Origin of the sequence: Pseudomonas sp. NFACC46-3, assembly GCF_900114515.1 — a bacterium.
Lineage (GTDB): Bacteria > Pseudomonadota > Gammaproteobacteria > Pseudomonadales > Pseudomonadaceae > Aquipseudomonas > Aquipseudomonas fluorescens_Q.
The window spans coordinates 1-13,298 of the sequence record NZ_FOTH01000044.1; the positions used below are offsets into that span (position 1 = coordinate 1).

A 13,298-nucleotide genomic window follows, 5' to 3' on the forward strand; every position below is an offset into this window, starting at 1 on the left:
GTCACTAGTGTCCGGTAAAAACTGAAGGGGGAGCTTGCTCCCCCTTGCTGTGCCTGCGTCTTAAGCAATAATCAGGTTTTTCAGACTCGATTTTCGCCCATGTTCAGCAGCACGCGATTTGCACAAATGCTCCAGGCCCTTCCTCATCAGCTCTTCAAGGCAGCCGTCAAACGCTGTGGTGCTGATCGTTACGCTAAGCAGTTCACTTCCTGGGATCTACTTATCACGCTGATTTACGGTCAGCTTGTCCAAGCTAAAAGCTTGCGCACGTTGGCGACAGCTTCACAGTCGCTGGAACCCCATCGTTATCACCTAAACGCCAAGAACATGGTGCGTTCAACCCTTTGCGATGCCTTGAGTAAGCGCAGCTCTGAACCGTTTCGCCTGGCCTGCGAGCACCTGCTTCAAGGTGTTGGTCGCAAACAGCGCAAGTCGCTCGAAGCGATGATCACCTTGATCGATTCGACCTCAATCAGCCTGCGTGGACCCGGTTTTGACGAATGGACCACCGCGACGAAAACCCGCATAACTCAAGGCCTGAAGGTGCATGTGGCAATCGATCCACGGCAAACAGCCCCGACTTACGTGAACATCACCGCCGCCAACGTCAACGATCTGAGCGATGCCCTGACCATGCCTCTTGAAGCGGGTATGACATACGTTTTCGATAAGGGTTACTGCGACTACAACTGGTGGTACCAGATCGATCAGTTGGGCTCTTTCTTCGTCACACGGCTGAAAAAAAACGCCAACCTGAAGCAGGTAGAAAGCTTGAGAAAAGACGATGCACCGGAATTCATTGAGGCAGACGAATCGGTGCTGTTCGGTAAGAAATACCTGAACACTCGACGTCCGAATCACTATCAGGATCAGGCTGTGCGCCGGATTCAGGTTCGTCGAGACGACCATGAAACGCCACTGGTGCTGGTTACCAATGACTTCTCTCGCTCAGCTGAGGAGGTCGCTGATCTGTACAAACAACGTTGGCAGATCGAGTTGTTTTTCAAGTGGATCAAGCAAAACCTCAAGTTAAAACGATATTTCGGCTTCTCCGAAAATGCCGTTCGTCTGCAGATCTACAGCGCCTTGATTACCTACCTTTTGCTGCACCTTTATCAGCACCGCTCAGGATGTTCGGGGCCTATTTCAGACTTTGCTATTAGGCTGACCCACAGCTTGTTCGAACGCCCATTGAGCATCGAACGCCTTGAAGACCGAAGGCAGAAGCAAACAGAGCTGAAGGCTACCCAAGGTAACCTTCAGCTCTGAAAAGATTTTACCGGACACTAGTGACGCGGAGCGTGGGGACGATCAATCAGAACGCTTGGGCAAATACGGCGGCAGGTACAACCCCAGGTAGGCATCGAATACCCGCATGCCTTCTTCGGCCATGCGCGGTGTGATGTGGCCGTGCTGCTGTATCGAGCGGGCGTAGACGCGGTCGCCCAGTTCCATGGCCAGGGCGAACACGTCGACGTCGCCGGGCAGGGACGGCAGGGCGAAATGGTGGTCGAACACCTTGTGCATCAAGTCACTCAGCTCGAGGTCGTGTTGGCGGTCGGCCTGGGTGACTTCGGTCAGGCCGTGCTGGGCCAGGATCAGCTGGCGAGCGGCGGCGTCCTGGTTGTAGATGGCGAGCATGCGCTGTTCCACCAGCCGTGACAGGTCGTGCCAATGGTTCAGCGCTGCATGATCGATCGGTGCTTGCAGGCCCGCGCGAAAAGCGGCGTGGACGTCGGCGGTCAGGGCTTCGAGCAGGGCCGGGACGCTGGCGAAAAAATGGTACACGGAGGAGGGCGGGATCCCGGCGCGCTCGGCGACGCTGTAGATCGACAAGCTGGCCACGCCTTCGGCGGCAAGCAGCGTCCGGGCGGCATCGAGAATGGTGTCGATCCGGGCCTGGCTGCGTGCGCGGGGTTTGCGAGGGGTGGCGATGCGCGTCATGGCTGTCTCCTGCGGGGCTGGCGGGCATTGTACGCAGAGCGAGGGGAGGGTCCATAGCGGCGCTTGGGAAGAAAGGTATCCCTGTGGCGAGGGAGCTTGCTCCCGCTGGGCTGCGAAGCAGCCCCGAAGTCAGCCACTGCGGTGCTTCAGGTTGACCGATTAAGCCTTTTTGGGGCTGCTGCGCAGCCCAGCGGGAGCAAGCTCCCTCGCCACAATGGGTGTTGTGAACAGCCAAAAAAACGCCGCAGCCTTTAGGGCCGCGGCGTTTTTCTTTACAGCAACCCCTTACACGGTATGCAGGTACCAGTTGTACTCGAGGTCGGAGATGGAGTGTTCGAACTCTTCCAGCTCACTTTCCTTGCAGGCCACGAAGATATCGATGTATTTCGGATCGATGTACTTGGCCATGACTTCGCTGTCGTCCAGTTCGCGCAGGGCATCGCGCAAGTTGTTCGGCAGGCTTTGCTCGTTCTGCTCGTAGCTGTTGCCTTCCACCGGCGCACCGGGCTCGATTTTGTTGACCAGGCCGTGGTGCACGCCTGCCAACACGGAGGCCATCAGCAGGTACGGGTTGGCATCGGCACCGGCAACGCGGTGTTCCAGGCGCACGGCATCGGCCGAACCGGTAGGGACGCGCAAAGCCACGGTGCGGTTGTCCAGGCCCCAGGTCGGCGAGTTCGGCACGTAGAACTGTGCGCCGAAACGACGGTAGGAGTTGACGTTCGGGCAGAGGAAAGCCATCTGCGCGGGCAGGGTCTCGAGCACACCGCCGATCGCGTGACGCAGTGCGGCGTTCTGCTCGGGATCCTCGCTGGCAAAAATATTCTTGCCATCTTTATCAAGAATCGAGATGTGGACGTGCAGACCATTACCCGCCTGGCCCGGATACGGCTTGGCCATGAAGGTGGTGTCCATTTCATGGTCGTAGGCGATGTTCTTGATCAGACGCTTGAGCAGGACCGCATAGTCGCAGGCCTTGATCGGGTCGGCCACGTGGTGCAGGTTCACTTCGAACTGCGCCGGGGCACTTTCCTTGACGATGGCGTCGGCGGGAATGCCTTGCTCCTTGGCCCCTTCCAGAATGTCCTGGAGGCAATCGACGTATTCGTCGAGGTCATCGATCAGGTAGACCTGGGTCGAGTGCGGGCGTTTGCCGGAGATCGGCGAGCGGGGCGGTTGTGGGCGTCCATTCACGTTCTCCTGGTCGATCAGGTAGAACTCCAGCTCGAATGCGGCGCAGATGGTCAGGCCCAGTTCATCGAACTTGGTCACGACTTGGCGCAGGACTTCACGCGGGTCGGCGAAGAAAGGCTCGCCTTCGAGTTCGTGCATGGTCATCAACAGTTGCGCAGTAGGGCGCTTCTGCCAGGGTTCATTGCACAGGGTGTCAGGGATTGGATAACAGATCCGGTCAGCGTCGCCGATGTCCAGGCCCAGGCCGGTGCTTTCCACCGTAGAGCCGTTGATATCCAGGGCAAATAAAGAGGCCGGCAGGTTGATGCCTTTCTCGTAAACCTTGTGGAGGCTGGTGCGTTCTATGCGCTTGCCGCGCACCACACCATTCATATCCGCAATCAGAAGGTCAACGTACAGAACCTCAGGATGTTCCTTAAGGAACGCGTTCGCTTCGTTAAGCTGAACGGCACGCGGGGGTACCGACATGATGCAACACCTTTGTTGTTAAAAATATCAATCATTGATCTCTTCGAAAGCCAGTCAACCCGAACGGCATGCCGAAGTCAAGCAGGGCCTTTTTTGCCCTAAAAAAGCACCTCAAGGGCTTTTTTGAGGCAATTTGGGGCGTTTTTTTCCCTTTAGAGGGCTTGGCGCCCGCAGGCTTGAGCGGGCCGTGTTGTATTTTTTACGGGGGTGTTGTGTAAAAAAATGAACAAGGCTAAGCTCGATTCAAACCCATAACAGCAATAATACCGGGGTGCTTCATGTCTCGCCTGCCGTTAATCGGCGTCACCACCTGCTCCAGGCAGATTGGTCTGCATGCTTATCACATCAGTGGCGAAAAATATTCCCGGGCTGTCGCAACAGCCGCCAAGGGCATGCCAGTGCTGATCCCGTCCCTGGCGGATCTGTTCCCGCCGTCCGATATTCTGGACGCCCTGGACGGCATTCTTCTGACTGGCTCTCCTTCCAATGTAGAACCTTTTCATTACCAGGGCCCGGCCAGTGCGCCAGGCACTGCTCATGATCCTGCACGGGACGCCACCACCTTGCCGCTGATCCGCGCCGCTGTCGATGCGGGTATCCCGGTGCTGGGCATTTGCCGAGGTTTCCAGGAGATGAACGTAGCCTTTGGCGGCAGCCTGCATCAGAAAGTTCATGAAGTCGGAACGTTCATCGATCATCGTGAAGACGATACTCAAGCGGTGGATGTCCAATACGGTCCTGCCCATGCCGTACATATCCAGCCTGGTGGTGTACTTGCAGGGTTGGGATTGCCCCAGCTAATAGAAGTCAACTCGATCCACAGCCAAGGCATCGAGCGCCTGGCACCTGGGTTGCGGGCCGAAGCGGTGGCCCCCGACGGCCTGATCGAGGCTGTTTCGGTGCCAGGAGGCAAGGCTTTTGCTTTAGGTGTGCAATGGCACCCCGAATGGGAGGTAAGCTCTAACCCGCACTACCTTGCGATTTTCCAGGCATTTGGCGATGCCTGCCGAGCAAGGGCAGCACAACGCGACGCCGATGCGTCAAACAACGCCTGACGACTAATAGCCGTCAGGAAACTCACGCCTAGAGGCATTTATGAGTAACAACCTCGACCAGCTCACCGATTGGTTGAAAGACCACAAGATCACAGAAGTCGAATGCATGATTGGCGACCTCACCGGCATCACCCGGGGCAAGATCTCGCCGACCAACAAGTTCATCGCCGAGAAAGGCATGCGCCTGCCCGAGAGCGTTCTGCTCCAGACCGTTACGGGCGACTATGTCGAAGACGACATCTATTACGAACTGCTCGACCCTGCCGACATCGACATGATCTGTCGCCCGGACGAGAACGCAGTATTCCTTGTGCCCTGGGCCATCGAGCCCACAGCCCAGGTCATCCACGACGCTTACGACAAGCAGGGCAACCCCATCGAGCTGTCGCCGCGCAACGTGCTCAAGAAAGTACTCAAGCTCTACGCCGATAAGGGTTGGCAGCCGATCGTCGCGCCGGAAATGGAGTTCTACCTGACCAAGCGCAGCGACGACCCGGACTTTCCGCTGCAACCGCCCGTGGGCCGCTCCGGCCGCCCGGAAACCGGCCGGCAGTCCTTTTCGATCGAAGCGGCCAACGAATTCGACCCGCTGTTCGAAGACGTCTACGACTGGTGCGAACTGCAGGAACTGGACCTCGATACCCTGATCCACGAGGATGGCACGGCGCAGATGGAAATCAATTTCCGTCATGGCGATGCCCTGTCCCTGGCCGACCAGATCCTGGTGTTCAAGCGCACCATGCGCGAAGCGGCACTCAAGCACGACGTGGCTGCCACCTTCATGGCCAAGCCCATGACCGGTGAGCCGGGCAGTGCGATGCACCTGCACCAGAGCATCATCGACAAGGAAACCGGCAAGAACGTCTTCTCCAATGAAGACGGGACCATGAGCGATCTGTTCCTGCACCACATCGGTGGCCTGCAGAAATTCATCCCCGAGCTATTGCCGCTGTTCGCCCCCAACGTCAATTCGTTCCGTCGCTTCCTTCCGGACACGTCGGCGCCGGTGAACGTGGAGTGGGGCGAAGAGAACCGCACCGTGGGCCTGCGCGTGCCGGATGCCGGGCCGCAGAACCGTCGGGTGGAAAACCGCTTGCCGGGCGCCGATGCCAACCCGTACCTGGCGATTGCCGCCAGCCTGCTGTGTGGCTTCATCGGCATGGTCGAAGGCATCAACCCGAGCGCGCCGGTGGTGGGCCGAGGCTACGAACGCCGCAACCTGCGTTTGCCGCTGACCATCGAAGACGCCCTGGAACGCATGGAAAACAGCACCACCATCGAGAAATACCTGGGCAAGAAATTCATCACAGGCTACGTCGCGGTCAAGCGGGCCGAGCATGAAAACTTCAAGCGCGTCATCAGTTCGTGGGAGCGGGAATTCCTGCTCTTCGCCGTCTGAAGCGCCGGGCGAGGCTGCTTCAGGCAGCTTCGCCCTCACCGATAAAAGGAGAATTGGCATGACCCGCAACAACCCGCAAACCCGTGAATGGCAGGCCCTGAGCAACGATCACCACCTGGCGCCGTTCAGCGACTTCAAACAGCTCAAAGAGAAAGGCCCGCGCATCATCACCCACGCCAAGGGTGTCTACCTCTGGGACAGTGAAGGCAACAAGATCCTCGACGGCATGGCCGGCCTCTGGTGCGTGGCCGTCGGTTATGGCCGCGAGGAGCTGGCCGACGCCGCCAGCCAACAGATGCGCGAGCTGCCGTACTACAACCTGTTCTTCCAGACGGCCCACCCGCCAGTGCTGGAGTTGTCCAAAGCCATCGCCGACATCGCCCCAGAAGGCATGAACCACGTGTTCTTCACCGGTTCCGGCTCCGAAGGCAACGACACCATGCTGCGGATGGTCCGCCACTATTGGGCGATCAAGGGCCAGCCGAACAAGAAAGTCATCATCAGCCGCAAGAACGGTTACCACGGTTCGACCGTGGCCGGCGCGAGCCTGGGTGGCATGACCTATATGCACGAGCAGGGCGACCTGCCGATCCCGGGCATTGTCCACATCGCCCAACCTTATTGGTTCGGCGAAGGCGGCGACATGAGCCCCGAAGAGTTCGGCGTGTGGGCGGCCAACCAGTTGGAAGAAAAGATCCTGGAGCTCGGCGTGGACAACGTCGGCGCCTTCATCGCCGAGCCGATCCAGGGCGCCGGTGGCGTGATCGTACCGCCGGACAGCTACTGGCCGCGCATGAAGGAAATCCTCGCCAAGTACGACATCCTGTTCGTGGCCGACGAGGTGATCTGTGGTTTCGGTCGTACCGGTGAGTGGTTCGGTACCGATCACTACGGGTTGAAACCGCACATGATGACCATCGCCAAGGGCCTGACCTCCGGCTACATCCCCATGGGCGGGCTGATCGTGCGTGACGACGTGGTCGCGGTGCTCAACGAAGGCGGAGACTTCAACCACGGGTTTACCTACTCCGGTCACCCGGTGGCCGCAGCGGTGGCCCTGGAAAACATCCGCATCCTGCGCGACGAAAAGATCATCGAGCGTGTCCACAGCGAAACGGCACCCTATTTGCAGAAGCGTTTGCGGGAACTGAACGATCATCCTCTGGTGGGTGAAGTGCGCGGTGTCGGTTTGCTGGGAGCGATCGAACTGGTCCAGGACAAGGCCACGCGCAAGCGCTACGAAGGCAAGGGCGTGGGCATGATCTGCCGGCAGTTCTGCTTCGATAACGGGCTGATCATGCGCGCGGTGGGCGACACCATGATCATTGCGCCGCCGCTGGTGATCAGCAAGGCCGAGATTGACGAGTTAGTGGCCAAGGCGCGGCAGTGCCTGGACCTGACGCTCAGTGCGTTGCAAGGCTAAGTGCTAGGCTCTGAGCGAGGTGCCTGCAAGGGCCTCGCCCAGCGAGAATAAAAGGCTGGGCTTGTGTTGAAAGCCTGGCCTGTAACTTGCCAGACTACCGACCGTTCAAGTTGTCCGCGAGCCGGCTACTGAACGTGGCTAAGAAGAATAACTGGAGCACTTTTTCATGAAGGCATTAGGCATGAAGACATTAGGTATGAAGATAGCTGGCAAGACCCTCCTGGCCATGTCCCTGATGGGCGTGATGGCGGGCGCGGTTCAGGCGGACGATAAAGTGCTGCACGTCTATAACTGGTCCGACTACATTGCGCCGGACACCGTCGCCAAGTTCGAGAAAGAATCGGGGATCAAAGTCGTCTACGACGTATTCGACAGCAACGAAACCCTGGAAGCCAAGTTGCTGGCCGGCAAGTCCGGTTATGACATCGTGGTGCCGTCGAACAACTTCCTGGCCAAGCAGATCAAGGCCGGGGTCTACCAGAAACTCGACAAGTCCAAGTTGCCCAACTGGAAAAACCTGAATACCGACCTGCTCAAGGCCGTTTCGGTGAGCGACCCGGGCAACGAACATGCCTTCCCGTACATGTGGGGTTCGATCGGCATCGGCTTCAACGCCGAGAAGGTCAAGGCTGCCCTCGGTGCCGACGCTCCAACCAACTCGTGGGACTTGCTGTTCAAGCCGGAAAACGCCGCCAAGCTGAAAGCCTGTGGCATCAGCTTCCTCGACTCGCCGACCGAAATGATCCCGGTGGCGCTGCATTACCTGGGCTATCCGACCGACAGCCAGGACAAGAAGCAACTGGCTGAGGCCGAGGCGCTGTTCCTCAAGATCCGTCCTTCGATCGGCTACTTCCACTCCTCCAAGTACATCTCCGACCTGGCCAACGGCAACATCTGCGTAGCGGTCGGCTACTCGGGCGACATCTACCAGGCCAAGTCCCGTGCGGCCGAAGCCGGCGGCAAGGTTAAAGTCAGCTACAACATTCCGAAGGAAGGTGCTGGCAGCTTCTTCGACATGGTCGCCATCCCCAAGGATGCCGAGAACGTCGAGGGTGCCTACAAATTCATGACCTTCCTGCAAAAGCCGGAAATCATGGCTGAAATCACCGACACCGTGAGCTTCCCGAACGGCAACGCGGCCTCTACGCCGCTGGTCAGCAAGGAAATCACCAGCGACCCGGGCATCTACCCGCCGGCAGACGTGCAAGCCAAGCTTTACGCGATTGCCGACCTGCCAGCCGCGACCCAGCGGATCATGACCCGCAGCTGGACCAAGATCAAATCCGGTAAATAAGCCGGCCTGAAGCATCTTCCTGTTGTCGCTGCCATCGCGGCGGCGGCAACAGGAGCCATTAAATAACTAAAAGTTTTGCTGGATCGGTTTATCGAAGGTAAGTTGCGCGCCGGTTTTGTTGCGGGGCCTCTCATGGTCAAGTAACGGGGGCAACTTGGGCCCAACTATTTAAGAGGACCTCCACGTGCCAGTCTTTTCTTTGTTACGCAACGCCTTGCTGGTCGGTGCCGGCCTGACGCTCGCCGTCAGCGTCCAGGCCGCCTCCACCGTGCATATTTATAATTGGTCGGACTACATCGGCGAGACCACCCTGGCGGATTTCGAAAAAGCCACGGGCATCAAGCCGGTGTATGACGTGTTCGATTCCAACGAAACCCTGGAAGGCAAGTTGCTGGCCGGGCGTACCGGTTATGACGTGGTGGTGCCGTCCAACCACTTCCTGGGCAAGCAGATCAAGGCCGGGGCGTTCCAGAAGCTCGACAAGGCGCAGTTGCCCAACTACGCCAACCTCGACCCTGTGCTGCTCAAGCGCCTGGAAAAGAACGACCCGGGCAACCAGTACGCCGTACCTTACCTGTGGGGCACCAATGGCATCGGCTACAACGTCGAGAAGATCAAGGCGGTCCTGGGCGTCGACAAGATCGACTCGTGGGCCATGCTGTTCGAACCGGAAAACATCAAGAAGCTGTCCAGTTGCGGTGTTTCGTTCCTCGACTCCGGCGACGAGATGATCCCGGCGATGCTCAATTACCTGGGCCTGAACCCCAACAGCGAAGACCCTGAAGACTACAAGAAGGCCGAGGCCCAGCTCCTCAAGATCCGGCCTTACGTGACCTACTTCAACTCCTCCAAGTACATCTCCGATCTGGCCAACGGCGAGATCTGCGTGGCCGCCGGTTTCTCCGGCGACATCTTCCAGGCCCGCGAACGTGCCAGCGAAGCCGGCAAGGGCGTCGAAATCGCCTATGTGATTCCCAAGGAAGGCGGCAACCTCTGGTTCGACATGCTGGCGATCCCGCGCGACGCCACCAACGTCAAGCAGGCACATGCCTTCATCAACTATGTGCTCAAGCCTGAAGTCATCGCCCAGGTCAGCGACACCGTCGGTTATGCCAACCCGAACCCGAAGGCTGGCGAGCTGATGGATCAGAAAGTACGTACCGACGAAGCGGTTTACCCACCGCAAGCGGTCGTCGACAAGCTCTACGTCAACTCCGAGTTGCCGCCCAAGATCCAACGACTCATGACCCGCAGCTGGACCAAGGTCAAGTCGGGTAAATAACGTCAACATTCTAAAGGTTCGTCCGCGTGGGGCGAACTGCAAATTCTGTGGGAGTTTCGTAAATGGCAGTTGCCTCCGGCGCCTATAAGAAAGCCCTCGAGGGCGACCAGACACCCAAGCAGGTGTTGGTCAAAATCGACCGGGTCACGAAGAAGTTCGACGAGACGATTGCCGTGGACGATGTGTCCCTGGAAATCAAGAAAGGCGAGATCTTCGCCTTGCTCGGCGGTTCGGGATCGGGCAAATCCACCTTGTTGCGCATGCTGGCTGGTTTCGAGCGGCCTACCGAAGGGCGGATTTACCTCGACGGTGTGGACATCACCGACATGCCGCCCTACGAGCGGCCGATCAACATGATGTTCCAGTCCTACGCCTTGTTCCCCCATATGACCGTGGCGCAGAACATCGCCTTCGGCTTGCAGCAGGACAAGATCCCGAAAGCCGAGATCGATGCCCGCGTGGCTGAAATGCTCAAGCTGGTGCAGATGAGCCAATACGCCAAGCGCAAGCCGCACCAGCTATCTGGCGGCCAGCGCCAGCGCGTGGCCCTGGCCCGTTCCCTGGCCAAGCGGCCGAAGCTGTTGTTGCTCGACGAGCCGATGGGCGCGCTGGATAAAAAACTGCGCTCGCAGATGCAGCTGGAACTGGTGGAGATCATCGAGCGGGTTGGCGTGACCTGCGTCATGGTGACCCACGACCAGGAAGAGGCCATGACCATGGCCGAGCGCATCGCGATCATGCACCTGGGCTGGATCGCCCAGATCGGCAGCCCGATCGACATCTACGAAACCCCGACCAGCCGGCTGGTCTGCGAGTTCATCGGCAACGTCAACATCTTCGAGACCGAAGTGGTGGACGACGCCGAAGGCCACGCGGTGCTGACCTGCAAGGACCTGGACCGCAACATCTACGTGGGCCACGGCATCAGCACCTCGGTGCAGGACAAGTCCGTGACCTATGCCATTCGCCCGGAAAAACTGCTGGTCACCGCCGAACAACCGACCTGCGAGAACAACTGGTCCAGCGGCAAGGTCCATGACATCGCCTACTTGGGCGGCCACTCGGTGTTCTACGTCGAGTTGCCGAGCGGCAAGCTGGTGCAGTCCTTCGTCGCCAACGCCGAACGCCGCGGCCAGCGTCCGACCTGGGGCGACCAGGTGTTCGTCTGGTGGGAAGACGACAGCGGCGTGGTACTTCGCTCATGAACATGCGCAAACTCAAACGCCGACTCGATCGAATAACGCCCGGTGGCCGCCAATTGGTCATCGGGGTGCCCTTCATCTGGCTGTTCCTGTTCTTCATGCTGCCGTTCTTCATTGTCCTGAAGATCAGCTTCGCCGAAGCCGACGTAGCCATCCCGCCGTACACCGAGATCTACAGCTACGTCGACCAGAAGCTGCAGGTGCTGCTCAACCTCGCCAACTACGCGATGCTGAGCGAGGACGAGTTGTACATCGCCGCCTACCTCGGCTCGCTGAAAATGGCCCTGATCAGCACGGTCTTGTGCCTGCTGATCGGCTACCCGATGGCCTATGGCATCGCCAATGCCCGCAAAGAGATGCAGACGGTGCTGGTGCTGCTGATCATGATGCCGACCTGGACCGCGATCCTGATCCGCGTCTACGCGTGGATGGGCATCCTCAGCAACAACGGCTTGCTCAACGGCTTTTTGCTGAGCATGGGTTTTATCAACGAACCGCTGCAGATCCTCAACACCAACCTGGCGGTGTATATCGGGGTCGTCTACTCCTACCTGCCGTTCATGATCCTGCCGCTGTACGCCAACCTGGTGAAACATGACCCCAGCCTGCTGGAAGCCGCGTCGGACCTGGGTTCGAGCACCTTCAACAGTTTCTGGAAAATCACCGTGCCGCTGTCCAAGAACGGCATCGTCGCCGGTTGCATGCTGGTGTTCATCCCCGTGGTGGGCGAGTTCGTGATCCCGGAACTGCTGGGTGGCCCGGAAACCCTGATGATCGGCAAAGTGCTGTGGCAGGAATTCTTCAACAACCGTGACTGGCCGGTGGCATCCGCCCTGGCGGTGGTGATGCTGGCGATCCTGATCGTGCCCATCATCCTCTTCAACCGCAGTCAGGCCAAAGAAATGGAGGGCAAGGAATGAAGCGCTTCAGTTTTTCAAGCCTGATGCTGGTGCTGGGTTTGCTGTTCATCTACGCACCGATGCTGATCCTGGTGATCTATTCGTTCAACGCCTCGAAACTGGTGACGGTGTGGGGTGGCTGGTCGATCAAGTGGTACGTCGGCCTGCTGGACAACAGCCAGTTGATGGGGTCGGTGGTGCGCTCGCTGGAGATCGCCTGCTACACGGCGATTGCCGCGGTGGCCCTGGGGACGCTGGCGGCCTTCGTGTTGACCCGCATCACCCACTTCAAGGGCCGCACGCTGTTCGGCGGCCTGGTCACCGCGCCGCTGGTGATGCCGGAAGTGATCACCGGCCTGTCGCTGTTGCTGCTGTTCGTAGCCATGGCCCAGATGATCGGCTGGCCCCAGGAGCGTGGCATCGTCACGATCTGGATTGCCCACACCACGTTCTGCGCGGCGTATGTGGCGGTGGTGGTCTCGGCGCGCTTGCGTGAGCTGGACCTGTCCATCGAAGAAGCGGCCATGGACCTCGGTGCGCGGCCGTGGAAGGTGTTCTTTTTGATCACCATCCCGATGATCGCACCGTCACTGGCAGCGGGGGGCATGATGTCGTTCGCGCTGTCCCTGGATGACCTGGTACTGGCGAGCTTCGTCTCCGGCCCTGGCTCGACGACCTTGCCGATGGAAGTGTTCTCGGCGGTGCGCCTGGGTGTGAAACCGGAAATCAACGCCGTGGCGAGCCTGATCCTGCTGGCGGTGTCGCTGGTGACTTTCCTGGTTTGGTTCTTCAGCCGCCGCGCCGAAGAAAGCCGTAAGCGGGCGATCCAGCAAGCCATCGAAGAAAGCGCTGCCGACTCCTGGAAACAGCCGGAAGTGCGTCGGGCCGAGACCGCTCCGGTTTAATCGGACGCTGAGTAACTGTGGGAGCGGGCTTGCTCGCGAAAGCGGTGTGACAGTCGACGAAGATGTCGATCGTTCCCACGCTCTGCGTGGGAATGCATCCGGTGACGCTCTGCGTCACCTTGCAGAAGCGGAACGCGGAGCGTCCCTGGCGGCATTCCCACGCGGAGCGTGAGGAACGATCGATACCTGTGGGAGCAAGCTTGCTCGCGATAGCGGCCGGCAGGTTATTGGCC

Annotated in this window: 11 protein-coding genes; 9 read left to right on the top strand and 2 right to left on the bottom strand. The window is 59.1% G+C overall.

Annotation, left to right across the window (positions count from 1 at the left end; genetic code table 11):
• The first annotated feature begins 99 nt into the window (after positions 1-99).
• The gene (locus tag BM300_RS27220; protein WP_092462707.1) at positions 100-1,269 is read left to right on the top strand and encodes an IS4 family transposase; all 1,170 of its coding nucleotides are present in this window, start codon (positions 100-102) and stop codon (positions 1,267-1,269) included.
• A gap of 42 nt (positions 1,270-1,311) precedes the next feature.
• Here BM300_RS27220 and BM300_RS27225 read toward each other — a convergent pair whose 3' ends face one another.
• Positions 1,312-1,944 (bottom strand): TetR/AcrR family transcriptional regulator, encoded by a 633-nt coding sequence (locus BM300_RS27225; RefSeq protein WP_072342898.1) that lies wholly within the window; start codon positions 1,942-1,944, stop codon positions 1,312-1,314.
• A 285-nt stretch (positions 1,945-2,229) separates the two neighbouring features.
• Complete coding sequence (locus BM300_RS27235) at positions 2,230-3,606, bottom strand: glutamine synthetase family protein (protein ID WP_014340747.1); 1,377 nt, start codon at positions 3,604-3,606, stop codon at positions 2,230-2,232.
• 278 nt (positions 3,607-3,884) lie between these two features.
• Here BM300_RS27235 and BM300_RS27240 point away from each other — a divergent pair, with 278 nt between their 5' ends.
• The 8 genes from BM300_RS27240 to BM300_RS27275 all read left to right on the top strand — a co-directional run bounded on the left by BM300_RS27240 (position 3,885) and on the right by BM300_RS27275 (position 13,065).
• The gene (locus BM300_RS27240; RefSeq protein WP_092345185.1) at positions 3,885-4,661 is read left to right on the top strand and encodes a gamma-glutamyl-gamma-aminobutyrate hydrolase family protein; all 777 of its coding nucleotides are present in this window, start codon (positions 3,885-3,887) and stop codon (positions 4,659-4,661) included.
• A gap of 40 nt (positions 4,662-4,701) precedes the next feature.
• Positions 4,702-6,060 carry a glutamine synthetase family protein gene (locus BM300_RS27245; RefSeq protein ID WP_018610575.1) on the top strand — a complete coding sequence of 453 codons (1,359 nt, stop codon included), beginning with the start codon at positions 4,702-4,704 and terminating at the stop codon, positions 6,058-6,060.
• A gap of 58 nt (positions 6,061-6,118) precedes the next feature.
• Positions 6,119-7,483: an aspartate aminotransferase family protein gene (locus BM300_RS27250; RefSeq protein WP_092149105.1), complete on the top strand. Its 1,365-nt coding sequence runs from the start codon at positions 6,119-6,121 to the stop codon at positions 7,481-7,483.
• A 196-nt stretch (positions 7,484-7,679) separates the two neighbouring features.
• Complete coding sequence (locus tag BM300_RS27255; RefSeq protein ID WP_024617271.1) at positions 7,680-8,777, top strand: polyamine ABC transporter substrate-binding protein; 1,098 nt, start codon at positions 7,680-7,682, stop codon at positions 8,775-8,777.
• Between the two features lie 184 nt (positions 8,778-8,961).
• On the top strand, positions 8,962-10,059 hold the full coding sequence (locus tag BM300_RS27260; protein ID WP_092221344.1) for a polyamine ABC transporter substrate-binding protein: 1,098 nt from the start codon (positions 8,962-8,964) through the stop codon (positions 10,057-10,059).
• A gap of 62 nt (positions 10,060-10,121) precedes the next feature.
• Positions 10,122-11,264: an ABC transporter ATP-binding protein gene (locus BM300_RS27265; protein WP_063323901.1), complete on the top strand. Its 1,143-nt coding sequence runs from the start codon at positions 10,122-10,124 to the stop codon at positions 11,262-11,264.
• Positions 11,261-12,181, top strand: coding sequence for an ABC transporter permease subunit (locus BM300_RS27270; RefSeq protein ID WP_063323902.1), 921 nt, complete (start codon positions 11,261-11,263; stop codon positions 12,179-12,181). The genes BM300_RS27265 and BM300_RS27270 overlap by 4 nt, the downstream gene beginning before the upstream one ends.
• Positions 12,178-13,065 carry an ABC transporter permease subunit gene (locus tag BM300_RS27275; protein ID WP_063323903.1) on the top strand — a complete coding sequence of 296 codons (888 nt, stop codon included), beginning with the start codon at positions 12,178-12,180 and terminating at the stop codon, positions 13,063-13,065. Before BM300_RS27270 ends, BM300_RS27275 begins: the two co-directional genes overlap by 4 nt.
• Positions 13,066-13,298 lie beyond the last annotated feature (233 nt).